Origin of the sequence: Pseudomonas ekonensis, assembly GCF_019145435.1 — a bacterium.
GTDB lineage: Bacteria > Pseudomonadota > Gammaproteobacteria > Pseudomonadales > Pseudomonadaceae > Aquipseudomonas > Aquipseudomonas ekonensis.
In genome coordinates this window covers 979,579-1,006,559 of sequence record NZ_JAHSTS010000001.1, presented here as the reverse complement: position 1 = coordinate 1,006,559, position 26,981 = coordinate 979,579, and the positions used below count along the sequence as shown (strand labels likewise).

Here is a 26,981-nt window from a genome sequence, read left to right as displayed (position 1 = left end):
CTATCAACAAGGCTTCACACCGTCCGAGTGCCTGCCATGACTACCCAGAACAACCGCCAGTTCCTGCTCGCCCACCGCCCCGTGGGCGCCGCGACCCGCGAAACCTTCACCTATCAGACCGTACCGGTCGGCGAACCGGCGGCCGGGCAGATCCTGGTCAAGAACGAATACCTGTCCCTGGATCCGGCCATGCGCGGCTGGATGAACGAAGGCAAGTCCTACATTGCGCCCGTGAACATCGGCGAGGTCATGCGCGCCTTGGGCGTGGGCCGGGTCAGCGCCTCGAACCACCCCGGTTTCGCGGTCGGCGACTACGTCAACGGCGCCCTGGGCGTGCAGGACTACTTCCTCGGCGAGCCGAAGGGCTTCTACAAGGTCGATCCGAAACTGGCGCCGCTGCCGGTCTACCTGTCGGCGCTGGGCATGACCGGCATGACCGCCTACTTCGCGCTGCTGGACGTCGGCGCACCGAAGGCCGGCGACACGGTGGTGCTGTCCGGCGCGGCCGGGGCCGTGGGCAGCATCGCCGGGCAGATCGCGAAAATCAAAGGCTGCCGGGTGGTCGGCATCGCCGGCGGCGCCGACAAGTGCAAGTACCTGATCGATGAACTGGGCTTCGACGGGGTCATCGACTACAAGAGCGAAAACGTGCTGGCCGGCCTCAAGCGCGAATGCCCGAAAGGCGTGGACGTGTATTTCGACAACGTCGGCGGCGACATCCTCGACGCGGTGCTCAGCCAGCTGAATTTCAAGGCGCGAGTGGTGATCTGCGGCGCCATCAGCCAGTACAACAACAAGGAGGCGGTCAAAGGCCCGGCCAACTACCTGTCATTGCTGGTCAACCGCGCGCGGATGGAAGGGTTCGTGGTACTGGACTACGCCGCGCAGTACGCCGACGCCGCCAAGGAAATGGCCGGCTGGCTGGCCAAGGGGCAGCTCAAGAGCCGGGAAGACGTCGCCGAAGGGCTGGAGACCTTCCCCGAGACGCTGGCGAAGCTGTTCAGCGGCGAGAACTTCGGCAAGTTGGTGCTGAAGGTCTGAAGCCCCCGGAAACCACTGAGCAAGCGACGGTGCGAGGCTGCACCGCCGCTCCCGCAGGTTTCGGCGCTGCTCGGCTCAGGCCAGCTCGGCCACGACCGCCGCCAGGGCCTTGGCCGGATCCGCCGCCTGGCTGATCGGACGACCGATCACCAGGTAGTCGGAGCCTGCGTCCAGCGCCTGGCGCGGGGTCAGGATGCGGCGCTGGTCGTCCTGGGCGCTGCCCGCCGGACGGATCCCCGGGGTCACCAGTTGCAGCGCCGGATGCGCCGCCTTCAAGGCCTGGGCTTCCTGGGCCGAGCACACCAGGCCGTCCATCCCGGCCTTTTCGGCCAAGGCGGCCAGGCGCAGCACCTGCTCCTGAGGTTCGATGTCCAGGCCGATGCCGGCCAGATCCTCGCGCTCCATGCTGGTCAGCACGGTCACGCCGATCAGCAGCGGCTGCGGGCCGCTGCGCTTGGCCAGCTCTTCGCGGCAGGCCGCCATCATGCGCAGGCCGCCGGAGCAGTGCACGTTGACCATCCATACCCCCATCTCGGCAGCGGCCTTGACCGCCATCGCGGTGGTGTTGGGGATGTCATGGAATTTCAGGTCCAGGAACACCTCGAACCCCTTGTCGCGCAGGGTGCCGACGATTTCCGAGGCGCAGCTGGTGAACAGTTCCTTGCCCACCTTGACCCGGCACAGCTTCGGGTCCAACTGGTCGGCCAGCTTCAGGGCGGCGTCACGGGTGGGGAAATCCAGGGCGACGATGATGGGCGTCTGGCAGGCGGACATGGGCGGGCTCTCAGGCAAGTCGAAATCGGCGCGCATTGTAGCGGAACCGGCGCCCGCGCGGCACCCGATGATCGGCAAATCGTGGCGAAGGCCGTGTCCGGGGCGGCGTTCGGCGCTATTGTGTCGATCCCGATACACAACCGACACGCCGGCAACATGCGTGCGCGCTAGCCTCGCCCGCCGCAACACGTCCCTACAGCAGCCCTTCCCGCCCCACGGCCGGACGCCTATGCTGAAACCACAACCTCGCAGCCTATCTTTGTGGTTGGCGGCCCACTGGCAGATGAACAGCCCCATGCACAACACCCAAGCACCCGTGAACGAAGAGCACAAAGACGACAAGCGCTGGAGCATCCGCGCGCTGATCGTCGACGACGACGTGCCGATCCGCGAGCTGATGATCGACTACCTGGCCCGCTTCAACATCCACGCCAGCGGCGTCAGCGACGGCGCCGCCATGCGCCAGGCCCTGTTGGCCGAACACTTCGACGTGGTGGTGCTCGACCTGATGCTGCCCGGCGAGGACGGCCTGTCGCTGTGCCGCTGGCTGCGCGCCGAGTCGGACATCCCGATCCTGATGCTCACCGCCCGCTGCGAGCCCACCGACCGCATCATCGGCCTGGAACTGGGCGCCGACGACTACATGGCCAAGCCGTTCGAACCCCGGGAGCTGGTGGCGCGGATCCAGACGATCCTGCGCCGGGTGCGCGACGACCGCACCGAGCAGCGCGCCAACATCCGCTTCGACAACTGGCGCCTGAACAGCGTCCTGCGCCAGCTGATCGCCGACGACGGCCTGGTCGTGCCGCTGTCCAACGCCGAGTTCCGCCTGCTGTGGGTCTTCATCGAACGCCCGCGCCGGGTGCTCAGCCGCGAACAGTTGCTCGACGCCGCCCGGGGCCGCTCGATCGAGGCGTTCGACCGCAGCATCGACCTGCTGGTGTCGCGCCTGCGGCAAAAATTGGGTGACGACCCGAAAGCGCCGCAACTGATCAAGACCGTGCGCGGCGAGGGCTACCTGTTCGACGCGCGGGACATCGGCTGATGCGGGCGCGCTTCGACACGCTGTTCGGCCGCCTGTTCGGCGTGCTCTTTCTGGCGATCGTCCTGGCGCACCTGTTGGCCTTCGCCTGGTTCAGGCTGTACGGCCCTCCGCCGCCGCCCCCGATGCCTGCGGAGTTCTCCGGGCAGTTCGACCCCAAGCGACCGCCGGATCCGCGCTTCGCCCCACGCCCTCCCCGGCCCTGGTTCGGCGGCCCGCTGGTGCCGCTGACCTTCCAGTTCGTCTCGCTGATCATCGCCGCCTGGTACGGCGCCAAGCTGCTGAGCCGGCCGATCCAGCGCCTGAGCGACGCCGCCGAACGCCTGAGCGAGGACCTCGACAGCCCGCCGCTGGACGAGTCCGGCCCACGGGAGGCGCGGCAGGCGGCGCATACCTTCAACCTGATGCAGCGACGCATCCGCGAGCAGGTGCAGCAGCGCGCCCGGATGCTCGGCGCGGTGTCCCACGACCTGCGCACGCCGCTGTCGCGCCTGAAGCTGCGCCTGGAGAACATCAGCGACGACCGCCTGCAAGGCCAGATGCGCCAGGACCTGGACGACATGATCGGCATGCTCGACGCCACCCTGACCTACCTGCACGAACAGCGCACCAGCGAAGCGTTGCAGTGGATGGACGTGCAGGCGCTGGTCGAGTCGTTGTGCGAGAACGCCCAGGACCAGGGCGCCGACGTCCAGGTCAGCGGCCACTGCGCGCCGTTGCAGGTGCAGCCGATGGCGCTGCGCTCGTGCATCAACAATCTGATGGACAACGCCCTGCGCTACGCCGGCCAGGCGCACATCGAACTGCACGACCAACGCGGGCACCTGCTGATCCGGGTGGTCGATCACGGCCCCGGCATCGCGGCGGACAAACGCGAAGCGGTGTTCGAGCCGTTCTACCGGCTGGAAGGCTCGCGCAACCGCAACTCCGGCGGCGTCGGCCTGGGCATGACCATCGCCCGGGAAGCGGCGCAGCGCCTCGGCGGGCAACTGACCCTGGAAGAGACCCCGGGCGGCGGCCTCACCGCCGTCATCCTCCTGCCCCGCGCCTGACAGGCCGCTTTCGCGAGCAGGCTCGTCCTCACGCTTGTGTACTGCCCGGTACAAAACCCACATACCCACGACAACTCGCCCCCCGAGGCTGCACAGACCGGTGCGCCCACCGGTTTCCAGTCCAAGGAGTGAGCCCGATGATCGGCAGCGTCAGCAACTACACGAGCTACACAAGCACCCGCAGCACCGCCACGCAAAATGCCCGCAGCCAGCAATTGCAGAAGGAACTGTTCGCCAAGCTCGACAGCAACGGCGACGGTACGGTGGATCAGGACGAGCTGGGCAGCGCCCTGTCGCAGAAGTCCGACGATGGCTTGCTGGTCAGCCTGAGCCAGCAGTTCGGCGATCTGGACAGCGACGCCAGCGGCAGCCTCAGCGCCGAAGAAATGACCGCCATGACGCCTCCGCCGCCCCCGCCCCACGACCAGGCGCCGAACACCGAACTGGCCGATGCCCTGATCAGCGCCCTGGACACCGACGGCGACGGCGCCATCAGCGGCGACGAGCTGAGCACCGGCCTGACCAGCGCCGGCAGCACTGCCGACAGCAGCGAAATCTTCTCGGCCCTGGACAAGAACAAGGATGGCGTCGTCAGCCAGGACGAGCTCGCCGCCAGCCTCGCTCCACCGCCCCCGCCGCCGCAGCAGATGTCCGGCGATGAACTGTTCAGCCAACTCGATGCCGACAGCGACGGCAGCGTCACCGCCACCGAACTGAGCAGCGCCCTGCAGGCCGGTGCCGGCACCTCGTCGTCCGATTCCGACAATGCCGCCGCACTGCTCAAGGTGCTGGACAGCGACAGCAGCGGCGGTGTCGGCAGCGACGAGTTGAAGGCTGCGCTGCAGGCCGGCCGCGAACGCCCGGACGATGAAGCGACGGCCAACACGCAACAGACCACGACCGAAGCGCTGAACCGCATGATCGCCAACCTGAGCAAGCAGTACTCGCTCGACAACGTGGCGCCGGTGGGCAAATACCTGAATGTGTCGACTTGAATCGAAGACGTGACGGGTAAGCCCGCTCCCGCAGGCGGCCCGGCGTGGAGCGACCGGGATCCCGGTGGGAACCCTTGCCTTGGGCCGGCCTTGCGGCGCCTCGACTGACGTCATCGCCAGCAAGCTGGCGATGGGGGCGCCGCCGATGGCCGGGCAACGCCTCAGCGCCGGTCTTCGACCCGCCCCTGGCTCTTGCTCCAGTCGGTCAGCAGGCTGTAGGCCACCGCCAGCAGCGTCGGCCCGATGAACAGGCCGATGAAGCCAAACGCGATCAAGCCGCCGAACACCCCGAGCAGCACGATCACCAGCGGCAGGTTGCCGCCGCGGCTGATCAGGTACGGCTTGAGCACGTTGTCCACGCCGCTGATGATGAACGTGCCCCAGATCCCGAGAAACACCGCCATCCCGTACTCGCCCTTCCAGGCCAGCCACGCCGTGGCCGGAATCCACACCAGAGGCGGCCCCATCGGGATCAGGCTGAGCAGGAAGGTGACGATCCCCAGCACCAGCGCCCCCGGCACCCCGGCGATCAGGAAGCCGATCAGCGCCAGGATCGCCTGTGCGGCCGCCGTGCCGATCACCCCGTTGACCACCCGTTGCACCGTCCCCGCCACCAGTTCGATGTAGTAACCGGCGCGGTCGCCGATCAGCCGTTCGAGGAGGCTATGGACGAACGCCGCCAGCCGCGGGCCGTCACGGTAGAAAAAGAACACGAAGACAATGCTCAGGGTCAGCTCGAGCATGCCGCTGCCGATCTGCGCGCTGCGCGCCAGCAACCAGTTGCCGACCTGGCCGAGGTAGGGCTTGACCGCCACGATCACCGCGGCGCCCTGCTGATCGATGCTGTTCCAGACCCGCACCAGCCGTTCGCCCACCAGCGGCACGGCGCCCAGCCAGGCCGGCGCTTCCGGCAGGCCGTCGACCTGCACGTCCTTGATGAACGACGTGGCGTCGCGCACATGGTCGGCCAGGTTGAGCCCCAGCCACACCAGCGGCGCCGCCACCAACAGCATCCAGCCCAGGGTCAGCACCAGCGCCGCCAGGGACTCGCGGCCGTTGAGCCAACGGGTCAGCAGGCGCATCAGCGGCCAGCTGGCGAACGCCAGCACCGCGCCCCAGAACAGCGCCGACCAGAACGGCGCCATCACCCACAGGCTTGCGCCGAACAGCACCAGCAGGAGGATCTGCACCAACAGCCGATCGTTATTGAGCATGTGAGGTCCCGAAACAATGATTCAGCCAAAGAGTAGGCGAACACGCCGCCCGTGTCCGCCCGATGTGCCTAGCGCAGCAGATCGATGCGCAGGCCGGGACCGTCCCCGCTGCCGGTTTCCATCCGGGCCGCGCGCACGCCTGAGCCGATCAGCGCCTGGCGCCAGGCCTCGGCCTTCGGCCCGGAGACCGTCACCCGCAGCGTGGTGTCGAGGTTCAGCCCGCGGGACAGCAGACGCAGCCAGGTGTCGTCCGGCTCGCCGGTAAGTTTCGGGAAATCCAGCTCGCCGGTGCCCTTGAGCTGGCGCAGCAGGGTCGCGGAGGTCGGCAGCAGGTCGCCCAGCGGTGCGGCGGACTCGAACTGTTCGACGTGCAGGTAGGCTTTGCGGTTGCCCCGCGTGATGCCGTAGAGCGCCACCAGCGTGTTGTCCCGGGGCGCCGCCAGCCTCAGCAGCAGATAGGCCTGTTGTTCGTCGGCGCCGTACAGCTTGGCGTTGCCGAACACTTCGTTGGCCCACAGGCTGCTTTCGCCGCAATCCCGGGCCTGGCACCAGAACAGCAGCTCGGCGTCCTGCTTCTGCAGGGCCTCGCGGGCGACGGTGAAGGCTTCGGTGGAGGAATGCTCCGGCGGCAGCTCATAGGTGACCGAAGTGGTCTGGCCGCGGGCGCCGACTTGGCCGTCGAAGCGCAACTGGCCGCTGATCTTGCGGATCGAGCCCAACGGGTAGATGCGTTCCATCTCCACCGGTGCGCGGTAATCGACGATCTGCGCGTCGGCCAGGCGCGGCACGATCGGCAGGTCCTGGCTGCCGGGCAGGTCGGCGGCCGACGTCGCGGCGCTGACGCAGCCCAGCGCCAGCAGGCTGATGAACCGAATGCGCAGGCTCATCGGATCGGCATGGCCTGGGCGCCCTGGAGGCGGTGCGGGGTTGCGGTGCAGAAATCCATCTTGATCGTCTCCCATTTCAACCCGCCCAGCCTCGACAGTTGCCCGGCGCAAGTCAAGGAATGGCGAAGAACCGATTGAAACAGTCTGCGACAAGCTGCGCCCCGGACGCGTCGTTCAGGTGCAGGTGGTGCCCGCCGGGCAGCTGTTCCCGGCTGAAAGGCAGACGCTCCAGCAGCTCCGGATGCTTGGCCAGCATGCCGTCGGCCGCCACCACCAATTGCGCGGGGCAGTCGATGCGCTGGACGAACGCCATCGCCTGTTCCTGGGTCAGGCGCAGCGGCGACGGCAGGGTCAGGCGATTGTCGGTGCGCCAGGTGTAGCCGCCCGGCACCGGCATCAGCCCGCGTTGCGCCAGCAGTTCGGCGGCTTCGCGGCTGACCGCCACCAAGCCCTTCATGCGCGCTTCGATGGCGCGGTCGAGGGTGGTGTAGACCGGTTTGCGCTTGTCCCGCAGATCCAGTTGCGCCTGTAGGGCCATGCCCATGCGTTCGGCAGCGTTTTCGCCCTTGTCGGTGGGCGGAATCACCCCGTCGATCAGCGCCAGGTGGCTGATCCGCTCCGGCATCGAGCCGGCCAGCACCAGCGAAACGATGGCCCCCAGCGAATGCCCGAGCAGGCCGAAACGTTTCCAGCCCAGTTGTTCGGCGACTTGCAGCACATCATGGGCGTAGTCCCACAGCGCATAGCCGGCGCCGTTCGGGCGGTGCCCGGAATGCCCGTGGCCGGCCATGTCCAGAGCGACGATGCGCAGGCCTTTGAGCATCGGCGCCAGGCGGGCGAAGCTGTTGGCGTTGTCCAGCCAGCCATGCAGGGCGATCACCGGCACGCCGTCTTCAGGGCCGAACAGGTGCGCCGCCAGTTCGATGTGCGGCAGGCTCAGGCGCACCTCTTCGACGGCCGGGCTCATGCGCACTCCCTGCTTTGGCGGCTGTCCCAACGCTCGAACAGCCCCTTGAGCAGCCGCGCCGTGTCCTGCGGGCGTTCGAGGGGGAACATGTGGCCGCCGGGCATGCTCAGCGATTCGCCCTGCGGCAGGCGCCCGACGTGACGGGTGTGATGGTTCATCACCACCCGGCTCTTGTGCCCGCGCACCACCGCCAGCGGCACTTTCAACTGGCGGGTGCGGCCGGGGCTGGTGTGCGGCACGCTGCGGTAGATGCTGATTTCGGTGGCCGGGTCGAAGCGCAGGCGCAGTTTGTCGCCGACCTTGTGCAGGCCATGTTGCAGGTAGGCATCGAAGCATTCCGGATCGAAGCCCCGGAACAGGGTCTTGCCGGCAAAGTAGCTGCGGGCGCTGGCGAGGTCGGCGAACTCTTCCCGCCGGCCCAGGGTGCGCCCCGCCGGGGTCAGCCGGTCGATGAAGCCGAAACGCTTGGCGGCGCGGATCACCCACTGATCGGTGCGGGTCAGCACCGGCGAATCGAGCATCACCACCCCGCGGTACAGTTCCGGGCAGCGCAGGGCCGCATGCAGGTGCAGCATGCCGCCGAAGGAATGGCCGACGCCCCACACCGGTTCGTCCTGCCGGCGCAAGTGGTGAATCAGTTCATCGACGAGGTTGTACCAGTTGTCGTCCGCCGGGAAACGCGGGTCATGGGCGTGCTGTTCCAGATGCGCGACCCGGTATTCCGGCGCCAGCGCCGCGAACAGTTTGCCGTAGGTACCCGAAGGGAACCCGTTGGCGTGGGCGAAGAAAATCGGTTGCGGCATACCGGCAGATCCATGAGCGGGAAACATGCGGCGATTGTCCGCAAGAGCGCGCCGCGCAGCAATGACCGTAACTGCCAGGAATGATGACAGTCCGGTCATGGCTATGGCGCAATCGCCACTCAGCGCGCCGGCGGTCGCTCGCCCAGCGGCACCACGGCCATGGTCAGCCGCGACACGCAACTGGCCTTGCCTTCGTCGCTGGTCAGGCGGATGTCCCAGACATGGGTGGTGCGCCCCAGGTGAATGGCCTTGGCCACCGCCGTCACCCGCCCGCTGCGCAAGCCGCGCAAGTGGTTGGCGTTGATCTCCAGGCCCACGCAGTAGAATTTGCTGGCGTCGATGCACAGGTAACTGGCCATCGAGCCGACGGTCTCGGCCAGCACCACCGAGGCGCCGCCGTGCAGCAGGCCATAAGGCTGGTGCGTGCGGTGGTCGATCACCATGCTGGCGGTCAGGGATTCGTCGTCGAAGGCTTCGAAACGGATGTCGAGCACTTCGCCGATGGTGTTTTTCTGGATCGCGTTCAACTGCTCGATGTTCGGGGTGGTGCGCCACAGGCTCATCGCAGGGTTCCCTTTATTGTTTTGTTCGTCGCTCAATCCTGCCACAGCACCGCCTCGCCGCGCTCGCTCCATTGCGCAAAGCTCGCCCCGTAGGCGTCCTCGATGACGTTGCGCTTGATCTTCAGGGTCGGCGTCAGGAAGCCGTTCTCCACCGCCCACGTGTCCTTGACCACCACCAGCCGATGCAGACGCTCGTGCTTGTCGAGGGCGGCGTTGACGTCCTCCAGCAGCCTTTCCAGGCTCGAACGCAGCCCGGCGCGGCCCTCGTCCCGGCCGGCGAGCGACAGCACGCACAGCCCCAGCGGCGCGATCAGACCGTCTCCCACCACGCACACCTGCTCGATCCGCGAATGCACCGCCAGGCGGTTTTCGATGGGCGCCGGCGCCACGTACTTGCCCTTGCTCGTCTTGAAGATTTCCTTCAGCCGCCCGGTCAGGCGCAGGCGCCCCTCGGCATCCTGCTCGCCCTTGTCGCCGGTGCGCAGGAAGCCGTCGTCGGTCAGGGTCTCGGCGGTCTTCTGCGGATCCTTGTAGTAGCCGAGCATGTTCGCCCGGCTTCGCACCAGCACTTCGCCGGACGCGTCGATGCGCACCTCGACGTCCGGACACGGCTTGCCGATCCAGCCCTGCCGGTACTCGCCGGGCAGGCAGATGTGCGAATAGCCGCAGCTTTCGGTCATGCCGTAGACCTCCAGCACGTCCAGGCCGAGCTTCTGATACCAGTCGAGCAAGGCCTGCGGCACCGGCGCCGCGCCGGACAGCGCCACGCGCAGGGCGTCCAGCCCCAGCCCGGCCAGCACCTTGTGGCCGACCCGCTTGCCGATGAAGGGCAGCCCCAGCAGAAAATCGAGGCGCCTGGCCGGGATCTTGCCGTATACGCCCATCTGGAACCTGGTCCAGATCCGCGGCACGCCGAACATCGCCGTGGGTCGCGCCCGCCGCAGGTCAGCGAGGAAGGTGTCGAGGCTTTCGGCGAAGAACACCGTCTGGCCGGTGTAGACCGCCGCCAGTTCGACGAACATGCGCTCGGCGACATGGCACAGCGGCAGGTAGGACAGCAACCGGTCGTGCTCGCCCAGGCCGAACAGCTGCGTGCCGCGGGTGGTGGCGAAACCGAGGTTGCCGAAGCTGTGCATCACGCCCTTGGGCAGGCCGGTGGTGCCGGAGGTGTAGATGATGGTCGCCAGTTGACCGGCGTCGGGACGCGGATCGTCCTGGATCGGCGAGCTGCGCTGCAGGTCGTCCCAGCTGAAGTCGAAGCTGCCCGCAGGATGCAGCGGCAGGCTGACGGTCGGCAGGCCTTCGGGCACGCCGGCCGACATCGCCGGCCAGTCGTCCAGCTTGCCGATGAACGCCAGCACGCTGTCCGAATGGCGCAGCACCTGGCCGGCCGACTCGGCGGTGAGGTTCGGATAGAGCGGCACCGACACGTGCCCGGCCATCCAGATCGCCAGGTCGGCGATGATCCAGTGCGCGCAGTTCTTCGAGATCAGGGCGATGTGGCTGCCTTGGGGCAACTCGCGGGCGCGCAGCCAGTGCGCCGCGCAACGGGCCTGGTGGCCGACGTCGGCCCAGGTCAGGGTCTCGACCTGCCCGCCGCCGAGGGGCTGCACCAGGAAGCGTTGGCGGGGGTGACGGGCCTCGCGCTCGTAGAAAACGTCCAGCGGCAAACGGAAAGGGGCAGGCATGGGACTCGCTCCTGGTTTTGGGTCAGGAGCAAGCGTAGTCAACCAAGCAAGTGCTTGGTTGGATTTTTCACACAAATCATTTCAAGACAATCCCGCGCTGCGGTGCGCCGTCTGACGCTATCGCGGGCAAGCCCGCTCCCACAAGGTACCGGGGTGAACGCAGAATCTGCGGCCGTCGGAAAACAATGTTGAAGCGGGCGCCCGCGCCTCAGGGATGCTTGAGGCTGTTGAGCGTCATCGAGCCGATCAGCAGTTCGCTGTGCTCAAGCTCGGCCAGCCCCGCGGTGCTGACCTTCTCCGGCGGGTGGCCGGCGCCGTGCTGCAGGTAGCTCAGCAAGTGCCCCACCAGCGGATTGTGGCTGACCAGCAACACGTTGCTGACCGACACCAGTTGCTCGGCGACCTTGTCCGGGTCGGTTTCCGGCGTGAGCCACTCCACCGTACGGATTTCCGGCTCGAAGCCGAGCGCCTCGCGCACCAGCTGCGCCGTCTGCTGCGCCCGCAGATAAGGGCTGGCGTAGATCGCCGTCAGCGGCTGGCCCATCAGCCTGGCCGCGCTGCTCAGCACTTCCTTGCGGCCATGGGCGGTCAGTTCCCGCTCGGAGTCGGCGCGCGAGCCGTAGGGCTCGGCCTCGCCGTGACGCAATACCCAGAGTTTCATAGCTTGGGTTCCTCATCTCGAACCGGATGCGCAGCCGGCGCAACGGTGTGCGGCGCTTCGCCTTCCGGGGTGCGCGGCGTCGGCCAGTCGGCGAACGGCCAGGGTTTCTGGTCGCTGTGGAAACTGCCGAAGCGGCCGATCTGGGCCAGGAACTGGCTCAGGCTGTCGCCGAAGTTCATCAGGCCGGCGTTCGGGGCGCCGTAGATCAAACGATAGATCAACTGCACCAGCACCACGGCCCCGAGGATGAACTGCGCCACCTGCCAGACCAGCGCGTACACGACCATCCACAGCACCCGCAGGAGAATGGATTCGTAGCCCGCTTCGTTTTTCGGATCGCTCATGTCTCGTCCCCTGCTGACTCAGTTGAAACCACTGGTGGAAATGAAATCGACATCGGTCTTCGGCTCGCCGCGCATCAACAGGCCGATGACCTGCTCCAGCGTGCGCCCTTCGAACAGAATCGCATGCAGCCCGGCGACCAGCGGCATGTACACGCCGACCTCCTGCGCCTTGGCCTTGAGCACCTTGAGCGTGTTGACCCCTTCGGCCACCTCGCCCAGGCGCGACACCGCCTCGTCCAGGCTCAGGCCCTGGCCCAGGGCGAAACCGACCTGGTAGTTGCGGCTCTTGGGCGACGAGCACGTGACGATCAGGTCCCCCACCCCGGCCAGCCCGAGGAAGGTCATCGGGTTGGCGCCCTGGTTCACCGCGAACCGGGTCATCTCGGCCAGGGCGCGGGTGATCAGCATGCTCTTGGTGTTCTCGCCCATGTCCATCGCCACCGCCATGCCGGCGATGATCGCGTAGACGTTCTTCAGGGCCCCGCCCAGCTCCACGCCGAAACGGTCGGCGCTGGCGTAGACGCGGAAGGTGCGCCCGTGCAGCGCGGCCTGCACCTGGCGGCACAGGTCTTCGTCCTCGCTGGCGACCACCGTGGCGGTCAACGCATGCTCGGCGATCTCCCGCGCCAGGTTCGGCCCGGACAGCACGCCGATGCGCGCCTGTGGGGCGATCTCTTCGAGGATCTGGCTCATCAGCTTGAAGGTGTGGGCTTCGATGCCCTTGGTCAGGCTGACCAGCATCTTGCCCCGCAGGCGCTCGGCATGGCTGGCCAGCACGGTGCGCAGCGCGCTGGAGGGCAGCGCGACAAAGCACAGCTCGCAGGCGTCGAGGGCCTCCTGCAGGTCGGTGACCGGGGTCACCTGCGGCAGGATCTTGATGCCTTTGAGGTAACGCGGGTTCTCGCGGTTGACCCGGATGGCCTCGGCCTGTTCGGGGTCACGCATCCACTGCCGGACTTGATGGCCGTTCCCGGCCAACAGATTGGCCACGGCGGTACCGAAACTTCCGCCTCCCAGGACCGCGATCGGGCGCTGTTCAGTCATATGTAATCCGTCAATCCATACCAGTGGCGATGGCGGCATTATACGGGGCGCCCCCCGCCGGGACAGCCCCGGCAACAATTACCGCTGCATGTAGGAAGAAGACCAATAAAACCGAGGAAAATGCCTGCATCGTGAATGGAAAAGTCACCGGGCTCGGTTAACATGCGCGCCACTTATTCGCTATCAAGGCTGTCTCGTGTCTTTTGGCCCATCTTCCACACGTTCCTCCCTGCTGCTGGCGCTGCTGTTCAGCCCGGCAGTGCTGGCGGACGACCTGTTTCTGGACAGCGAGGCCCTGCCGCAGATCCTGACCGCCACCCGCCTGAAGCAGTCGCCGGCCGAAGTGCCCGGCAGCATGACCGTGCTCGACAGCGAACTGATCAACGCCAGCGGCGCCCGGGACATCAGCGAACTGCTGCGCCTGGTGCCGGGCATGATGGTCGGCGCCATCAGCGGCAACCAGGCCGCCGTCAACTACCACGGCACCAACGCCACCCAGGCGCGGCGCATGCAGGTGCTGATCGACGGCCGCTCGGTGTACCGCGCCGGCCTGGCCACGGTGGACTGGAGCGACATCCCGGTGGCCATGGAAGACGTGGAGCGCATCGAGGTGTTCCGCGGCCCCAACACCGTCAGCTACGGCGCCAATGCGCTGATGGCGGTGGTCAACATCATCACGCGCAACCCGGCGGACAGCCACGGCACGCGCGTCAAGATCAGCCGCGGCCAGCGCGGCATCAACGACTACTACGCCAGCCAAGGCTCCGGCTGGAACGGCGGCAACCTGCGCCTGTCGCTGTCCGGCCAGCAGGACGACGGCTTCGATGAAGACCGCACCGGCGCCGACTACCGCGACAGCCGGCGCCTGGACCGCGTCAGCCTGTCGGTCAGCCACACGCTCAGCGAGGATCAGAGCCTGGATTGGCAGATCAACGCGAAGGACGGCACCAACCAGCGTCCCTACACCTACCGGCCGGTGTTCTACGGCATCACCGCCGCCGGCAACAATTCCGATGTGGTCGCCAAGGATTACGCCGGCTCGGTGCGCTGGAACCTCGACGTCAATCCCGACCACAGCCTGTATGTGCAGGGTTCGGCGCAGCACTGGGACCGGCAGCAGACCTGGCGCGCCTGCGACGCCGAAGTGTCGTTCAGCCCGCAACTGACCGAGCTGTGGAAGCTCAACCCCAACTACACCGAGCTGCTGGCGCGCAACATGAACCGTTTCACCGGCCCCGGCGCACCGCCCGGCACGCCGGCCGAGATGGCGCTGGCCAATCAGGTGCTGGACCAGTGGCGCAACGGCGCCAGCCGCACCGTGTGCGGCGATATCGACCAGAGCATCCGCGAGTCGCGCTACGACCTCGAACTGCAGGACACCCTCAGCCTGTCCGACAGCCTGCGCCTGGTCAGCGGCATGAACTACCGTTACGACCGGGCCGAGTCCGAAACCTACTTCAACGGCACGCTGGACGACACCACCTGGCGCACGTTCGGCCAGCTGGAATGGCGCGCCAGCGAACACTGGCTGCTGCAGGGCGGTGCGATGTTCGAAGACACCCGGCTGGTGGGCAGTTCGCTGACGCCCAGGTTCGCGGTCAATTACCTGATCAACCCGCGCCACGGCCTGCGCGCGGTGTATTCGGAGGCGATCCGTTCGCCGGGCATGTTCGAAAACAACGTCAACTGGAGCTATCAGGTCTCGGGCCTGCGGCCCTATGCCTACGGTCAGTCCTCGGCCCGCTACTTCGTCAAGACCCGCGGCCCCGGCGACCTCGACCAGGAACGCATGCGTTCGCGGGAGCTGGGCTACAACGGCTATTTCGCCGACCTGGGCCTGGCCCTGGACGTGAAGCTGTTCTACGACGAAATCACCGGCATGATCAGCGAACCGCTGCGCAACAATCAGTTCATCGCCAGCAACGCCAACAGCGCCCGCTTCCGCGGCACCGAAACCCAGGCGGACTGGCGCCTGAGCGCCGCCGACCGGTTGCGCCTGACCTATGCCTTCGTCGACGCGCAGGCCAGCAACCCCCAGGACCAACAGTTCACCGCACGCAACAGCGGTTCCGCCGGCTGGCTGCGCGACTGGGGTCGGGGCTGGAGCAGCGCCCTCTTCTATTACGGCGACAATGCGCTCAACGGTTACCGCTTCGAGCGGGTGGACACGCGCATCGCCAAACGCATTCCCCTGGGCAAGGCCCAACTGCAATTGGCCGGCGTGGTGCAGCAGCGCCTGGACCATGAGCCGACCACGTTCGTCGACAACAATTACGACGACCGCCGCGTGATGTACCTCAGCGCGGAGCTGGAGTTCTAAGATGCGTCTGCCCCTGTCACGGAAGATGCCGGGCGTCGGCCACTGGCTGGCCGGGCTCTGCCTGTTCCTGACAGCCTGGCTGCACGGCGTGGCCGTGCAGGCGGCGGACATCCTGTTGACCGGCGCCGAGGAAAGCCCGGGGGTGCAGTCCTTCGTCCAGGCCCTGAGCGAGCTGCGCCCCACCGACCGCGTGCGCTTCCAGCCGTTGGCCAGCCTGCCGGCGCCGGGCAAGCTGCCGGCCAGCCTGCGCCTGATCCTGCTGGATCTGCCGAGCCTGGACTGGCGCCTGCAAGAGCCCCCGGGACCGGCCACCCTGGTGCTGCGCATCAGCCGCCTGCAAGCGCAGCAACGCTTCGGCAACGCCCAGCCGCCGTCGCACCTGAGCCTGCTTTGGAGCGATCCGATGCCCGGCCGCCAACTCCAGCTGATCCGCCGGCTCCTGCCCCAGGCCCGCCGGGTCGGCGTGCTGTTCGACCGGCACAGCGAATTTCTCTTGCAGGAGCTGCACCTGGCGGCCCGCTCGCTGGACCTTGAGATCGTCGGCGAGCGCTGGGACAACACCCGCGACAGCCGCCCGCTGCAGGCGCTGCTGAAGAACAGCGACGTGCTGCTGGGGCTCGACGACCCGGATCTGTACAACCCCAAGACCGCGAAAAACCTGCTGCTCAGCAGTTACTCCCGGCAACTGGCGCTGATCGGCCCCAACGTCGCGTTCGTGCGCGCCGGCAGCCTGGCCAGCAGCTACAGCGACCAGAGCGACTGGCTGGCCATTCTCGACGCCTTGCTCGACCGTCCGCCGGCCAGTTGGCCGCGCACGCTCTACCCCGATCGTTTCAAGGTCTCAAGCAATGCCCAGGTGGCTCGTTCCTTAGGTATCGAACTGCCCGATGAAGTGTCTGTGGCCAAGGACTTGGCCGAAGGAGAGCGCCGCCCATGATTTTCCGCCGCCGCTGGGACATCAACACCCGCACCCAACTGATCAGCCTGGGCCCTGCGCTGTTGCTGACCTTGCTCCTGATCACCTTCTTCACCTTCGTGCGCATCCAGGATCTGCGCCAGGAGCTCACCCGCACCGGCCAACTGATCGCCAACCAACTGGCGCCGGCCACCGAATACGGGGTGATCTCCGGCAACAACGAAGTGCTGGAAAGCCTGCTCAAAGCCACCCTGGCCACGCCCAACGTACGCTTTCTGGAGGTTCAGGACAGCGGCAACCGGGTACTGGCTTACGTCGAGCAAGCGGCGAACGCCCACAGCCGCCCGCATCAGGTCGAGGTGTTCCAGGCGCCGGTCAGGCTGCAGCGGATCGCCCTGCACAACGACTTTTTCCAGGACAGCCGCCCGGCCAGGAACGGCACCGGCGAGGATTACCTGGGCCGGGTGATCGTCGGCCTGTCCAGCGACGCCTTCAGCCAGCGCCAGCAGGAAATCCTGCTCAAGGCCGGCATCCTTGCGCTGTTCGCCTTGCTCTTCACCTTTGTCCTGGCGCGGCGGCTGGCCGGCAGCCTGTCCCAGCCGATCCGCGACATCGGCCACGCGGTGCGGGCCATCCAGGACGGCGACTTCAAGACCCCGCTGCCGATCGTCGACGACACCGAGCTGGGCGCGCTGTCGCAGCACATCAACAACCTGGCCCAGGCCCTGGAACAGGCCAGCCGCGAACAGCACCAGGCCATGGCGCAACTGATCCAGACCCGCGAAGAGGCGGAAAAGGCCAACAACGCCAAATCCGACTTCCTGGCGATGATGAGCCATGAACTGCGCACGCCCATGAACGGCGTCCTGGGCATGCTGCAGTTGCTGGAGACCACCGAGATGACCGAGGAGCAGATCGAGTACGCCGCCCTGGCGTCGGAGTCCACCGAACACCTGCTCAAGGTCATCAACGACATCCTGGACTTCTCGCGCATCGAGCGTTCGGAGCTGGAGCTGGAGCACATCCCGTTCAACCTGGCCGACCTGATCGCCGCCTGCGCCCAGTCGTTCCAGCACAGCGCCCTGCAACGTGGCTTGAGCCTGCAGTTGCGGATCCCGGACGACATGCGCGACCTGCAGGTGCAAGGCGATCCGACGCGGATCCGGCAGATTCTGGTCAACCTGGTGGGCAACGCGCTGAAGTTCACCGAACAGGGCCAGGTCGGCATCGAAGCGCAGTGGCAATCGCTGGACCACGAACTGCTCTGGTTCACCTGCTCGGTGCGCGACAGCGGCATCGGCATTTCCCCGCAAAGCCTGGAGCTGATGTTCAACGCATTCCAGCAGGCCGACAGTTCGATCTCCCGGCGTTACGGCGGGACGGGGCTGGGGCTGCCGATCGCCCGCACCCTCGCCGAACGGATGGGCGGCACCCTGCGGGCGCAGAGCGAGGAAGGCCGCGGTTCGGTGTTTACCCTGGAAATCCCCTTGGCCATATATAAGCAGGCGTTGCCGACGCTGGCGGCGCCGCGCCTGCCCGCCGGCGACGGCCACGGCGAGGGGCGCAAGGTGCTGCTGGTGGAGGACAACCCGGTCAACCAGACCGTGATCGAAGCGATGCTGCGCAGCCTGGGCTTTGCCGTCAGCATCGCCACCGACGGTGCGCAAGCGGTGCGGTGCGCCGACGGGCAGCGATTCGAGGCTATCCTGATGGATTGCCGGCTGCCGGTGATCGACGGCTACGAGGCGACGCGCCAGATCCGCCGCCTGCCCGCCTGCAACGACGTGCCGATCATCGCGCTGACCGCCAACGCGTTGCAGGGCGACCGGGAAAACTGCCTGTCGGCGGGGATGAACGACTATCTGGCCAAGCCGTTCAAACGCAACGATTTGCAGCAGATCATGCAGCGCTGGGTGCAGTAAGGGACAGCCTTTCAACCATCTGCGACTGGCGTGAAAAGCGAAAGTGCGGCAGTCTTAGGCTCCCGAACGGGCCTCAAAAGGGGCTTGAATAAATATTTCAGTGCACAAGTGTACATTCATGTCCTTGGTGCTGTGACTTTCACCACAACGCAATAGTCTATGAGTAGGCTGCCGGATCGAGGCATGAACGCTTCGGTCGGCCGGGAAGAACGCCCCACCTGCCGCATGGGACTATTGAGGAGCTCGCATGACCAAACAAAACGCCTTTACCCGGGAAGACCTGCTGCGCTGCAGTCGCGGTGAGCTGTTCGGCCCAGGTAACGCGCAACTGCCCGCCCCGAACATGCTGATGGTGGATCGCATCACCCACATCTGCGAAGAAGGCGGCAAGTACGGCAAAGGTGAATTGGTCGCCGAGCTGGACATCACCCCGGACCTGTGGTTCTTCGCCTGCCATTTCGAAGGCGATCCGGTGATGCCGGGCTGCCTGGGCCTCGACGCCATGTGGCAACTGGTCGGTTTCTTCCTGGGCTGGCAAGGCCTGCCGGGCCGCGGCCGTGCGCTGGGTTCGGGCGAAGTGAAGTTCTTCGGCCAGGTGCTGCCGACCGCCAGCAAAGTCACCTACAACATTCATATCAAGCGCGTCCTCAAGGGCAAGCTGAACATGGCCATCGCCGATGGTTCGGTCAGCGTCGACGGTCGCGAAATCTACACCGCCGAAGGCCTACGGGTCGGCGTATTCACCTCCACTGACAACTTCTAAGGGTTATCCGCATGCGCCGCGTCGTTATCACTGGTCTGGGCATCGTTTCTTGCCTGGGCAATGACAAAGAGACCGTCTCCGCCAACCTGCGTGCAAGCCGCCCTGGCATCCGGTTCAACCCGGAATACGCCGAAATGGGTCTGCGTAGCCAGGTTTCCGGCTCCATCGACCTCAACCTCGAAGAACTGATCGACCGCAAGGTCTACCGTTTCGTCGGCCATGCAGCCGCCTACGCCTACCTGGCGATGGCTGACGCGATCAAGGACTCCGGCCTGACCGAAGAGCAGGTGTCCAACCCGCGCACCGGCCTGATCGCCGGCTCCGGCGGCGCCTCCACCCTGAACCAGATGGAAGCGCTGGACATCCTGCGCGAGAAAGGCGTCAAGCGCGTCGGCCCGTACCGCGTGACCCGCACCATGAGCAGCACCGTGTCGGCCTGCCTGGCCACCCCGTTCAAGATCAAGGGCCTGAACTACTCCATCGCCTCCGCCTGCGCCACCAGCGCCCACTGCATCGGCACCGCGATGGAACAGATCCAGATGGGCAAGCAGGACATCGTCTTCGCCGGCGGCGGCGAAGAAGAGCACTGGAGCCAGTCGTTCCTGTTCGACGCCATGGGCGCCCTGTCCAGCAAGCGCAACGACACCCCGGAAAAGGCCTCCCGCGCCTACGACGCCGACCGTGACGGCTTCGTCATCGCCGGCGGCGGCGGCATGGTGGTGGTCGAGGAGCTGGAGCACGCCCTGGCCCGCGGCGCGAAGATCTACGCGGAAATCGTCGGCTACGGCGCGACCTCCGACGGCTACGACATGGTGGCCCCGAGCGGCGAAGGCGCGATCCGCTGCATGCAGCAGGCGCTGTCCACCGTCGACACCCCGATCGACTACCTGAACACCCACGGCACCTCGACTCCGGTCGGCGACGTGGCGGAAATGAAAGGCGTGCGTGAAGTCTTCGGTGACAAGGCGCCGGCCATCAGCTCCACCAAGAGCCTGTCGGGTCACTCCCTGGGCGCCGCCGGCGTTCACGAAGCGATCTACTGCATGCTGATGATGGAAGGCAACTTCATCGCCGGCTCCGCCAACATCGACGAGCTGGATCCGGAAGTGGCCGACCTGCCGGTGCTGACCCAGACCCGCGAGAACGCCAAGATCGACACCGTGATGAGCAACAGCTTCGGCTTCGGCGGCACCAACGCCACCCTGGTGCTCAAGCGCTGGACCGGCAAGTGATTTCACGCTGCTGAGCCGTACATGAAAACGCCCCGACCGGTTCGGGGCGTTTTTTTTCGCCTGGGTAAACGTCGCCGCCGGGCGCCCGCCAAGGCACAACGCCCCCCCGTAAAGGCAGGCGAATCGCCCCGCCAACATGAAACATCTGTCATGCAACTTCCCGCCCTGCGACTGAATGTCGCGTATCTCGCGGGCTCCAGCACTGTTGCGAAATCCGCAAGGATACATTGCAGAAATCGAACGTTTACTTAGCAAGCTAACAAACTTTATAAAAGAGTCCTGCACATGCCTTGCTGCAGATAACAGAGATTGGAGCTAGCAGATGACTGTAAAAGTGACTGAACGCGACGATTCACACATGTCCCATGAAGGCGTGGCCGCCGGCGTACGGATCTGGGACGTGCATCAACAGGACTTGCTGGTGGGGATGTTCCACAACGAGGCCGACGCCCACAACTACAAGGCCGAGCTGGAACTGCTGGAGCGCCAGCGCGAACAGGGCTGAGCGGCAAGCGACACAGCATCCATAACGACGAACCCCGCCATGAGCGGGGTTCGTCGTTTTGCGCTTCAGGCGCTTACCACATCAGATCGTCAGGGATCTGGTAGGCCGCGTACGGATCGTCCTCGTCCGTGACCTCTTCGGTCTTCTCGTTCATCTGCACGATGCGCTGCGGATCGCGCTCCTGGATCTTCAGGGCCGCCTCACGCGGGATCACCTCGTAGCCGCCGGCATGGTGCACGATCGCCAGCGAGCCGCTGCTGAGCTTGTTGCGCATCAGCGTGTTGACCGAAAGGCGCTTGACCTTCTTGTCGTCGACGAAGTTGTAGTAGTCCTCGGTGTTCAGCTTCGGCAGGCGCGACACCTCGATCAATTGCTTGATCTGCGCGGCGCGGGCCTTGGCCTCGGCCTTTTCCTGCTGCTGGCGGTTCAGCTCCTGGTCGCGCTTGACCTTCTCGGCCTGGGCCTCCTGGGCCGCGCGCTGCTGCGAGTCGTCCAGCTCGATTTGCCCCTTGTGGGCCAGGCGTTGCTGCTTTTGCTTGTCCTTGCTGACTTGCTTGACCTGCTTTTGGTTGACCAGCCCTGCCTTGAGCAACTGGTCGCGAAGGGAAATACTCATGGTGCTTACTCACTTGGGCAAATTGCTCAGCCGCAGCCGGGCGCATTCTTTTCCTGTCGTTTGGCTTCGCCCCACAAGGCGTCCAACTCTTCGAGGGTGCAATCTTCCATGGGACGACGGGTGTCGCGCAATGCCTGTTCGATAAAACGGAAACGCCGCTCGAACTTGCCGTTGGCGCCGCGCAGCGCGGTTTCCGGATCGACCTTCAGGTGCCGGGCCAGGTTGACCACCGAAAACAGCAGATCGCCGATCTCGTCGGCCACCGCCGCCGGGTCGTTTTCCGACATGGCCTCGAGCACTTCATCGAGCTCTTCGCGCACCTTGTCCAGCACCGGCAAGGCGTCGGGCCAGTCGAAGCCGACCTGCCCGGCGCGCTTCTGCAGCTTGGCCGAGCGCGACAGGGCCGGCAGCGCGGCGGGCACATCGTCGAGCAACGACAGTTGCTGCGGCTCGGCGGATTTCTCGGCACGCTCTTCGGCCTTGATCTGCTCCCAGCGCTCCTTGACCTGCTCCTCGTTCAGCCGCGGCACATCCAGCGGCGCATACAGGTCGCCGGTGGGAAACACGTGCGGATGGCGGCGCACCAGCTTGCGGGTGATGCTGTCGACCACGCCGGCGAACTCGAACCGCCCCTCCTCCCGGGCCAGTTGGCTGTAATACACCACCTGGAACAGCAGATCGCCCAACTCGCCCTGCAAATGATCGAAATCGCCGCGCTCGATGGCGTCGGCGACCTCGTAGGCCTCTTCCAGGGTGTGCGGGACGATGGTCGCGTAGGTCTGCTTGATGTCCCACGGGCAGCCGTACTGCGGATCCCGCAGACGGTTCATCAGGTGCAGCAGGTCTTCCAGGCTGTACGTCATCTATGTCTCACCACAAAACCGTGCGGGAGCGGACTGGCCCGCCCCCGCCGTTGATCGTCAAGGCGTACGGTTGCGTCGCGTCTCGATGATGTTCGGCAACTGGGAAATCCGCCCCAGCAACCGCCCCAGCGCGTCCAGCCCCGGGATCTCGATGGTCAGGGACATCAGTGCGGTGTTGTCCTCCTTGTTCGAGCGGGTGTTGACCGCCAGCACGTTGATGCGCTCGTTGAGCAGCACCTGGGAAACGTCGCGCAGCAGCCCGGAACGGTCGTAGGCGCGGATGACGATGTCCACCGGGTAGGTGAGCACCGGCACCGGGCCCCAGCTGACCTGGATGATGCGCTCCGGCTCGCGGCCGGCCAGTTGCAGCACCGAGGCGCAGTCCTGGCGGTGAATGCTCACGCCGCGGCCCTGGGTGATGTAGCCGACGATCGCGTCGCCCGGCAACGGCTGGCAGCAGCCGGCCATCTGCGTCATCAGGTTGCCGACGCCCTGGATCTGGATGTCGCCGCGCTTGCCCGGCTTGTAGCCGGCGGCCTTGCGCGGGATCAGTTCCAACTGCTCGTTGCCGCGCTCCGGCTCGACCAGCTGCTGCGCCAGGTTGACCAGCTGCGCCAGGCGCAGGTCGCCGGCACCGAGGGCGGCGAACAGGTCTTCGGCGGTCTTCATGTTGGCCTTGTCGGCCAGCTTGTCGAAGTCCACCGCCGGCAGGCCGAGGCGGTTGAGCTCGCGCTCGAGCAGGGTCTTGCCCGCCGCGACGTTCTGGTCCCGGGCCTGCAGCTTGAACCAGTGGACGATCTTGGCCCGCGCCCGGGACGTGGTGACGTACCCCAGGTTCGGGTTCAGCCAGTCGCGGCTCGGGGTGCCGTGCTTGCTGGTGATGATCTCGACCTGCTCGCCGGTCTGCAGGCTGTAGTTGAGCGGCACGATCCGCCCGTTGATCTTGGCGCCGCGGCAGTTGTGGCCGATCTCGGTGTGCACGCGGTAGGCGAAGTCCAGCGGCGTCGCGCCCTTGGGCAGGTCGATGGCGTGGCCGTCCGGGGTGAAGATGTAGACCCGGTCCGGCTCGATGTCGACCCGCAGCTGTTCGGCCAGGCCGCCGATGTCGCCCAGCTCTTCGTGCCACTCGAGCACCTGACGCAGCCAGGAGATCTTCTCTTCGTAGTGGTTGGAGCCGGACTTGACGTCGGTGCCCTTGTAGCGCCAGTGCGCGCAGACGCCGAGTTCGGCTTCCTCGTGCATGGCGTGGGTGCGGATCTGCACCTCCAGCACCTTGCCTTCCGGGCCGATCACGGCGGTGTGCAGCGAGCGGTAGCCGTTCTCTTTCGGGTTGGCGATGTAGTCGTCGAACTCTTTGGGGATGTGCCGCCACAGGGTGTGGACGATGCCGAGCGCGGTGTAGCAATCGCGCATCTCCGGCACCAGCACGCGCACGGCGCGCACGTCGTAGATCTGGCTGAACTCCAGGCCCTTGCGCTGCATCTTCCGCCAGATCGAATAGATGTGCTTGGCCCGGCCGCTGATGTCGGCTTCGACGCCGGTGGCCTGCAGTTCGTTCTTGAGCTGGGTCATCACGTCGCTGATGAAGCGCTCGCGGTCGAGCCGCCGCTCGTGCAGCAGCTTGGCGATCTGCTTGTACTGGTCAGGCTCCAGGTAGCGGAAGGACAGGTCCTCCAGCTCCCACTTGATGTGGCCGATGCCGAGCCGGTGCGCCAGCGGCGCGTAGATGTCGAACACCTCCCGGGCGACCCGGTTGCGCTTCTCGTCGTCGGCGGTCTTGACCGCCCGGATCGCGCAGGTGCGCTCGGCCAGCTTGATCAGCGCGACGCGCACGTCGTCGACCATGGCCACCAGCATCTTGCGCAGGTTCTCGACCTGGCCCTGGGTGCCGAGCACCATGGACTGACGGGGGCTGAGGCTGGCGCTGATCGCCGCCATGCGCTGCACGCCGTCGATCAGCTTGGCGACCACCGGGCCGAACCGCTGGCTGACCGCCGCGAGCTCGATCTGGCCTTCGCGCACGCCGCGGTACAGCACGGCGGCCACCAGCGAGTCCTGGTCCAGCTTGAGGTCGGCCAGGATCTCGGCGATCTCAAGGCCCGTGCTGAAGCTGCCGCTGCCCTCGGTCCACAGATTGTTCGCCGCTTTGGATTGCTGCTCGGCCTGGCGGGCGTATTCGCAGGCCTCCTTCAAGGCTTCGCGATCCAGCGCCAGATCGACGCTGACCGCATGATCGAGCCAAGCCTCGAGATTGATACTGCCGTCGGTGTTGATCGGCTGGTGTGCTCTCACCTGTACCATCTTGCTTTACCTTCCCTACGACGCAGATTCAATGCGTCAAATCGCTGACCTTCATTGCCCGTTCGCGCTCGCGGGGCTGGGACGAGCGCTGTCCGGGCGGACCAGACGGATCAGACGGGCCATCCTAGCCCGCTTCAAATAACGCCATGGCCTCGACATGCGCCGTCTGAGGAAACATATCGAGAATCCCGGCACGTTTTAACCGGTAGCCCTGCTTGATCAATTCGACCGTGTCGCGCGCCAGAGTTGCAGGGTTGCACGACACGTACACCAGCCGTTGGGCACCCAGGGTCGCCAGCTTGCGCACCACCTCGAAAGCACCGTCACGGGGTGGGTCCAAGAGTACCGCAGAAAAGCCGTTTCCGATCCATTCGGCATCGGTCAAAGGCTGGGATAAATCGGCCTGAAAAAACTTTGTGTTATGCAAATTGTTGCTGGCGGCGTTCTCCGCCGCCCGGTCGACCATCGTCTGCACGCCTTCGACCGCCACCACCTCGCGCACGGCCTTGGCCAGCGGCAAGGCGAAGTTGCCCAGGCCGCAGAACAGGTCGAGCACACGTTCATCGCCCATGGGCTTGAGCCACGCCAGCGCCTGGGCGACCATCGCCTCGTTGACGCCGGCGTTGACCTGGATGAAGTCGCCCGGCCGCCAGGCCAGTTCCAGCCCCCACGTCTCCAGGCGGTAGCCCAGGGACTGCGCAGGGTCCGCCGGCTGCGGTTCGCCTTCGCCGTGCAGCCACAGCTGCGCCTCATGGAACGCGCAGAAGTCCTTGAGGACCGTCAGGTCCGCGTCCGACAGCGGCGCCGTGTGCCGCAGCAGCACCGCCAGCGACGAGCCGCTGAACAGTTCCACATGCCCCAGCGCCTGAGGCTTGCCCAAGCGGCGAAGCATGTCCGGCAGCCGGCTCATGATCGGCTGCAAGGGCTGTACCAGCACCGGGCACTCATCGATCGCGACGATGTCCTGGCTGCCGGCGGCGCGAAAGCCGACGTCCAGCCGCTTCGCCTTGGCGTCCCAGCGCACCGCCACACGGGCACGGCGCCGGTAGCCGAATTCGGGGCCGGTCAACGGCGCGGCCCACTCTTGCGGTTCGACGCCGGCGACCCGCGACAGTTGCTCGGCCAGCATGCGCTGTTTCAGGGCAAGCTGTTCAGCGTGGGGCAGGTGCTGCACGCTGCAGCCGCCGCAGCGGCCCGCATGCGGGCAAAGGGCCGGACGGCGCAGTTCGCTGGCCTTGATCACGCGCTCGGCGCGGGCCTCGACCACTTTGCCGTGGGCGCCGAGCACCCGCGCCTCGACCTCTTCGCCCGCCAGGGCGCCGAGGACGAACCAGGTGCGGCCTTCGAAGAACGCGATGCCGCGACCGTCATTGGCCAGGCGCTCGATGCTCAGGCGCTGCTTCTTGCCGGTCGGGAGTTGCGGGGCCTTGCTGCCGCCGGCGGGCTGGAAGCGCAGGCCTCTTGCTTGCTTGGCCATCAGTTGGGCGCGTCGAACAGGCCGGTCGACAGGTAGCGGTCGCCGCGGTCGCAGATGATCGCGACGATCACCGCGTTCTCGACTTCCCTGGACAGGCGCAGCATCGCCGCCACCGCACCGCCCGAGGACACGCCGCAGAAGATGCCTTCTTCGCGGGCCAGGCGACGGGTGACGTCCTCGGCTTCGCTTTGCGCCATGTCGACGATGCGGTCGACGCGGTCGGCCTGGTAGATCTTCGGCAGGTATTCCTGCGGCCAGCGGCGGATGCCGGGAATGGCCGAGCCTTCCATCGGTTGCAGGCCGATGATCTGCACGTTGTCGTTCTGCTCCTTGAGGTAGCGCGACACGCCCATGATGGTGCCGGTGGTGCCCATGGAACTGACGAAATGGGTGATGGAGCCCTGGGTCTGGCGCCAGATCTCCGGGCCGGTGGCGGCGTAGTGGGCTTCGGGGTTGTCGCCGTTGGCGAACTGGTCGAGCACCTTGCCGCGGCCTTCGGCCTCCATCCGCTGGGCCAGGTCGCGGGCGCCTTCCATGCCCTCTTCCTGGGTGACCAGGATCAGCTCGGCGCCGTAGGCGGTCATCGCCGCCTTGCGCTCGGCGGTGGAGTTGTCCGGCATGATCAGGATCATCTTGTAGCCCTTGATCGCAGCGGCCATCGCCAGGGCTATCCCGGTGTTGCCCGAGGTCGCCTCGATGAGCGTGTCGCCGGGGCGGATCTGCCCGCGCAGCTCGGCGCGGGTGATCATCGACAACGCCGGACGATCCTTGACCGAACCCGCCGGGTTGTTGCCTTCCAGCTTGAGCAAGAGGGTGTTGCTGGTGGCGCCGGGCAGGCGCTGCAAACGCACCAGCGGCGTGTTGCCGACGCAATCGGCGATGGTTGGGTACTGCAAGGTCATGGCGTTTTTCGCAATCCGGACAGCGGGGGCGCCTATCATACCGGCAAACCCGCGCCGGCCATATCACGCAAAGTATGGTGCTTATGGCT

The 26,981-nt window shown here is 66.3% G+C and carries 25 protein-coding genes; 10 read left to right on the top strand and 15 right to left on the bottom strand.

Going from position 1 to position 26,981, the window contains the following annotated elements; genetic code table 11:
• Positions 1 to 36 precede the first annotated feature (36 nt).
• Positions 37 to 1,041: an NADP-dependent oxidoreductase gene (locus KVG96_RS04620; RefSeq protein ID WP_217890995.1), complete on the top strand. Its 1,005-nt coding sequence runs from the start codon at positions 37 to 39 to the stop codon at positions 1,039 to 1,041.
• A gap of 75 nt (positions 1,042 to 1,116) precedes the next feature.
• Here the strand turns inward: KVG96_RS04620 and pyrF are convergent, their stop codons facing one another.
• Positions 1,117 to 1,815, bottom strand: a complete 699-nt coding sequence (gene pyrF, locus KVG96_RS04615) for an orotidine-5'-phosphate decarboxylase (RefSeq protein WP_170929932.1) — start codon at positions 1,813 to 1,815, stop codon at positions 1,117 to 1,119.
• 295 nt (positions 1,816 to 2,110) lie between these two features.
• Here pyrF and KVG96_RS04610 point away from each other — a divergent pair, with 295 nt between their 5' ends.
• From KVG96_RS04610 to xopAW, 3 genes are all read left to right on the top strand, one after another.
• Positions 2,111 to 2,860, top strand: coding sequence for a response regulator (locus KVG96_RS04610; RefSeq protein ID WP_085578158.1), 750 nt, complete (start codon positions 2,111 to 2,113; stop codon positions 2,858 to 2,860).
• Positions 2,860 to 3,909, top strand: coding sequence for a sensor histidine kinase (locus KVG96_RS04605; protein WP_217890994.1), 1,050 nt, complete (start codon positions 2,860 to 2,862; stop codon positions 3,907 to 3,909). The genes KVG96_RS04610 and KVG96_RS04605 overlap by 1 nt, the downstream gene beginning before the upstream one ends.
• Positions 3,910 to 4,046: 137 nt before the next feature.
• Positions 4,047 to 4,904, top strand: a complete 858-nt coding sequence (gene xopAW, locus KVG96_RS04600; protein ID WP_217890993.1) for a XopAW family type III secretion system calcium-binding effector — start codon at positions 4,047 to 4,049, stop codon at positions 4,902 to 4,904.
• 161 nt (positions 4,905 to 5,065) lie between these two features.
• Here the strand turns inward: xopAW and KVG96_RS04595 are convergent, their stop codons facing one another.
• The 9 genes from KVG96_RS04595 to KVG96_RS04555 all read right to left on the bottom strand — a co-directional run bounded on the left by KVG96_RS04595 (position 5,066) and on the right by KVG96_RS04555 (position 13,075).
• On the bottom strand, positions 5,066 to 6,118 hold the full coding sequence (locus KVG96_RS04595; RefSeq protein ID WP_217890992.1) for an AI-2E family transporter: 1,053 nt from the start codon (positions 6,116 to 6,118) through the stop codon (positions 5,066 to 5,068).
• A gap of 68 nt (positions 6,119 to 6,186) precedes the next feature.
• Positions 6,187 to 6,993, bottom strand: a complete 807-nt coding sequence (locus tag KVG96_RS04590; protein WP_217892437.1) for a DUF4892 domain-containing protein — start codon at positions 6,991 to 6,993, stop codon at positions 6,187 to 6,189.
• Between the two features lie 124 nt (positions 6,994 to 7,117).
• Positions 7,118 to 7,972 carry an alpha/beta hydrolase gene (locus tag KVG96_RS04585; RefSeq protein ID WP_217890991.1) on the bottom strand — a complete coding sequence of 285 codons (855 nt, stop codon included), beginning with the start codon at positions 7,970 to 7,972 and terminating at the stop codon, positions 7,118 to 7,120.
• A complete protein-coding gene (locus KVG96_RS04580; RefSeq protein ID WP_217890989.1) occupies positions 7,969 to 8,775 on the bottom strand; it encodes an alpha/beta fold hydrolase in 807 nt (268 codons plus the stop codon). The genes KVG96_RS04585 and KVG96_RS04580 overlap by 4 nt, the downstream gene beginning before the upstream one ends.
• 119 nt (positions 8,776 to 8,894) lie before the next feature.
• Entirely contained in the window at positions 8,895 to 9,338 is a 444-nt protein-coding gene (locus KVG96_RS04575; protein WP_085629657.1) for a hotdog fold thioesterase, read from the bottom strand.
• Positions 9,339 to 9,370: 32 nt separating this feature from the next.
• Positions 9,371 to 11,026 (bottom strand): AMP-binding protein, encoded by a 1,656-nt coding sequence (locus tag KVG96_RS04570; RefSeq protein ID WP_217890988.1) that lies wholly within the window; start codon positions 11,024 to 11,026, stop codon positions 9,371 to 9,373.
• Between the two features lie 208 nt (positions 11,027 to 11,234).
• Positions 11,235 to 11,687, bottom strand: coding sequence for a phosphohistidine phosphatase SixA (sixA, locus tag KVG96_RS04565; RefSeq protein ID WP_217890987.1), 453 nt, complete (start codon positions 11,685 to 11,687; stop codon positions 11,235 to 11,237).
• Positions 11,684 to 12,031, bottom strand: a complete 348-nt coding sequence (locus tag KVG96_RS04560; RefSeq protein ID WP_217890986.1) for a DUF4389 domain-containing protein — start codon at positions 12,029 to 12,031, stop codon at positions 11,684 to 11,686. The genes sixA and KVG96_RS04560 overlap by 4 nt, the downstream gene beginning before the upstream one ends.
• 18 nt (positions 12,032 to 12,049) lie before the next feature.
• Positions 12,050 to 13,075: an NAD(P)H-dependent glycerol-3-phosphate dehydrogenase gene (locus KVG96_RS04555; RefSeq protein ID WP_217890985.1), complete on the bottom strand. Its 1,026-nt coding sequence runs from the start codon at positions 13,073 to 13,075 to the stop codon at positions 12,050 to 12,052.
• Between the two features lie 196 nt (positions 13,076 to 13,271).
• Between KVG96_RS04555 and KVG96_RS04550 the strand changes: the two genes are divergently transcribed.
• The 6 genes from KVG96_RS04550 (at position 13,272) to KVG96_RS04525 (ending at position 20,733) form a co-directional block, all read left to right on the top strand.
• Entirely contained in the window at positions 13,272 to 15,395 is a 2,124-nt protein-coding gene (locus KVG96_RS04550) for a TonB-dependent receptor plug domain-containing protein (RefSeq protein WP_217890984.1), read from the top strand.
• A gap of 1 nt (position 15,396) precedes the next feature.
• Positions 15,397 to 16,332: an ABC transporter substrate-binding protein gene (locus KVG96_RS04545; protein WP_217890983.1), complete on the top strand. Its 936-nt coding sequence runs from the start codon at positions 15,397 to 15,399 to the stop codon at positions 16,330 to 16,332.
• Positions 16,329 to 18,233 (top strand): ATP-binding protein, encoded by a 1,905-nt coding sequence (locus KVG96_RS04540; protein WP_217890982.1) that lies wholly within the window; start codon positions 16,329 to 16,331, stop codon positions 18,231 to 18,233. Before KVG96_RS04545 ends, KVG96_RS04540 begins: the two co-directional genes overlap by 4 nt.
• Before the next feature lie 247 nt (positions 18,234 to 18,480).
• Positions 18,481 to 18,996 (top strand): 3-hydroxyacyl-[acyl-carrier-protein] dehydratase FabA, encoded by a 516-nt coding sequence (gene fabA, locus KVG96_RS04535; RefSeq protein ID WP_085578172.1) that lies wholly within the window; start codon positions 18,481 to 18,483, stop codon positions 18,994 to 18,996.
• Positions 18,997 to 19,007: 11 nt separating this feature from the next.
• Positions 19,008 to 20,228 (top strand): beta-ketoacyl-ACP synthase I, encoded by a 1,221-nt coding sequence (gene fabB / locus KVG96_RS04530; RefSeq protein WP_085578173.1) that lies wholly within the window; start codon positions 19,008 to 19,010, stop codon positions 20,226 to 20,228.
• 322 nt (positions 20,229 to 20,550) lie between these two features.
• Positions 20,551 to 20,733 carry a hypothetical protein gene (locus tag KVG96_RS04525; RefSeq protein WP_217890981.1) on the top strand — a complete coding sequence of 61 codons (183 nt, stop codon included), beginning with the start codon at positions 20,551 to 20,553 and terminating at the stop codon, positions 20,731 to 20,733.
• Positions 20,734 to 20,806: 73 nt separating this feature from the next.
• Here KVG96_RS04525 and KVG96_RS04520 read toward each other — a convergent pair whose 3' ends face one another.
• The 5 genes from KVG96_RS04520 to cysM form a co-directional block, all read right to left on the bottom strand.
• Positions 20,807 to 21,349, bottom strand: a complete 543-nt coding sequence (locus KVG96_RS04520) for a DUF2058 domain-containing protein (protein ID WP_085578175.1) — start codon at positions 21,347 to 21,349, stop codon at positions 20,807 to 20,809.
• Between the two features lie 26 nt (positions 21,350 to 21,375).
• Complete coding sequence (gene mazG / locus KVG96_RS04515) at positions 21,376 to 22,212, bottom strand: nucleoside triphosphate pyrophosphohydrolase (RefSeq protein WP_217890980.1); 837 nt, start codon at positions 22,210 to 22,212, stop codon at positions 21,376 to 21,378.
• A 57-nt stretch (positions 22,213 to 22,269) separates the two neighbouring features.
• The gene (gene relA / locus KVG96_RS04510; RefSeq protein ID WP_085578177.1) at positions 22,270 to 24,513 is read right to left on the bottom strand and encodes a GTP diphosphokinase; all 2,244 of its coding nucleotides are present in this window, start codon (positions 24,511 to 24,513) and stop codon (positions 22,270 to 22,272) included.
• A 124-nt stretch (positions 24,514 to 24,637) separates the two neighbouring features.
• On the bottom strand, positions 24,638 to 25,990 hold the full coding sequence (gene rlmD / locus KVG96_RS04505) for a 23S rRNA (uracil(1939)-C(5))-methyltransferase RlmD (protein ID WP_217890979.1): 1,353 nt from the start codon (positions 25,988 to 25,990) through the stop codon (positions 24,638 to 24,640).
• On the bottom strand, positions 25,990 to 26,892 hold the full coding sequence (cysM, locus tag KVG96_RS04500; RefSeq protein WP_217890978.1) for a cysteine synthase CysM: 903 nt from the start codon (positions 26,890 to 26,892) through the stop codon (positions 25,990 to 25,992). Before cysM ends, rlmD begins: the two co-directional genes overlap by 1 nt.
• Positions 26,893 to 26,981 lie beyond the last annotated feature (89 nt).

What these genes read in the sequence shown, in the direction of transcription:
- KVG96_RS04555 (WP_217890985.1), bottom strand. Translation starts at nt 13,075, where the DNA reads ATGACTGAACAGCGCCCGATCGCGGTCCTGGGAGGCGGAAGTTTCGGT.
- mazG (WP_217890980.1), bottom strand. Translation starts at nt 22,212, where the DNA reads ATGACGTACAGCCTGGAAGACCTGCTGCACCTGATGAACCGTCTGCGG.
- rlmD (WP_217890979.1), bottom strand. Translation starts at nt 25,990, where the DNA reads ATGGCCAAGCAAGCAAGAGGCCTGCGCTTCCAGCCCGCCGGCGGCAGC.
- sixA (WP_217890987.1), bottom strand. Translation starts at nt 11,687, where the DNA reads ATGAAACTCTGGGTATTGCGTCACGGCGAGGCCGAGCCCTACGGCTCG.
- KVG96_RS04610 (WP_085578158.1), top strand. Translation starts at nt 2,111, where the DNA reads ATGCACAACACCCAAGCACCCGTGAACGAAGAGCACAAAGACGACAAG.
- relA (WP_085578177.1), bottom strand. Translation starts at nt 24,513, where the DNA reads ATGGTACAGGTGAGAGCACACCAGCCGATCAACACCGACGGCAGTATC.
- KVG96_RS04545 (WP_217890983.1), top strand. Translation starts at nt 15,397, where the DNA reads ATGCGTCTGCCCCTGTCACGGAAGATGCCGGGCGTCGGCCACTGGCTG.
- pyrF (WP_170929932.1), bottom strand. Translation starts at nt 1,815, where the DNA reads ATGTCCGCCTGCCAGACGCCCATCATCGTCGCCCTGGATTTCCCCACC.
- KVG96_RS04605 (WP_217890994.1), top strand. Translation starts at nt 2,860, where the DNA reads ATGCGGGCGCGCTTCGACACGCTGTTCGGCCGCCTGTTCGGCGTGCTC.
- fabB (WP_085578173.1), top strand. Translation starts at nt 19,008, where the DNA reads ATGCGCCGCGTCGTTATCACTGGTCTGGGCATCGTTTCTTGCCTGGGC.
- KVG96_RS04540 (WP_217890982.1), top strand. Translation starts at nt 16,329, where the DNA reads ATGATTTTCCGCCGCCGCTGGGACATCAACACCCGCACCCAACTGATC.
- KVG96_RS04580 (WP_217890989.1), bottom strand. Translation starts at nt 8,775, where the DNA reads ATGCCGCAACCGATTTTCTTCGCCCACGCCAACGGGTTCCCTTCGGGT.
- cysM (WP_217890978.1), bottom strand. Translation starts at nt 26,892, where the DNA reads ATGACCTTGCAGTACCCAACCATCGCCGATTGCGTCGGCAACACGCCG.
- KVG96_RS04620 (WP_217890995.1), top strand. Translation starts at nt 37, where the DNA reads ATGACTACCCAGAACAACCGCCAGTTCCTGCTCGCCCACCGCCCCGTG.
- KVG96_RS04595 (WP_217890992.1), bottom strand. Translation starts at nt 6,118, where the DNA reads ATGCTCAATAACGATCGGCTGTTGGTGCAGATCCTCCTGCTGGTGCTG.
- KVG96_RS04520 (WP_085578175.1), bottom strand. Translation starts at nt 21,349, where the DNA reads ATGAGTATTTCCCTTCGCGACCAGTTGCTCAAGGCAGGGCTGGTCAAC.
- KVG96_RS04570 (WP_217890988.1), bottom strand. Translation starts at nt 11,026, where the DNA reads ATGCCTGCCCCTTTCCGTTTGCCGCTGGACGTTTTCTACGAGCGCGAG.
- KVG96_RS04525 (WP_217890981.1), top strand. Translation starts at nt 20,551, where the DNA reads ATGACTGTAAAAGTGACTGAACGCGACGATTCACACATGTCCCATGAA.
- KVG96_RS04560 (WP_217890986.1), bottom strand. Translation starts at nt 12,031, where the DNA reads ATGAGCGATCCGAAAAACGAAGCGGGCTACGAATCCATTCTCCTGCGG.
- KVG96_RS04575 (WP_085629657.1), bottom strand. Translation starts at nt 9,338, where the DNA reads ATGAGCCTGTGGCGCACCACCCCGAACATCGAGCAGTTGAACGCGATC.
- fabA (WP_085578172.1), top strand. Translation starts at nt 18,481, where the DNA reads ATGACCAAACAAAACGCCTTTACCCGGGAAGACCTGCTGCGCTGCAGT.
- xopAW (WP_217890993.1), top strand. Translation starts at nt 4,047, where the DNA reads ATGATCGGCAGCGTCAGCAACTACACGAGCTACACAAGCACCCGCAGC.
- KVG96_RS04585 (WP_217890991.1), bottom strand. Translation starts at nt 7,972, where the DNA reads ATGAGCCCGGCCGTCGAAGAGGTGCGCCTGAGCCTGCCGCACATCGAA.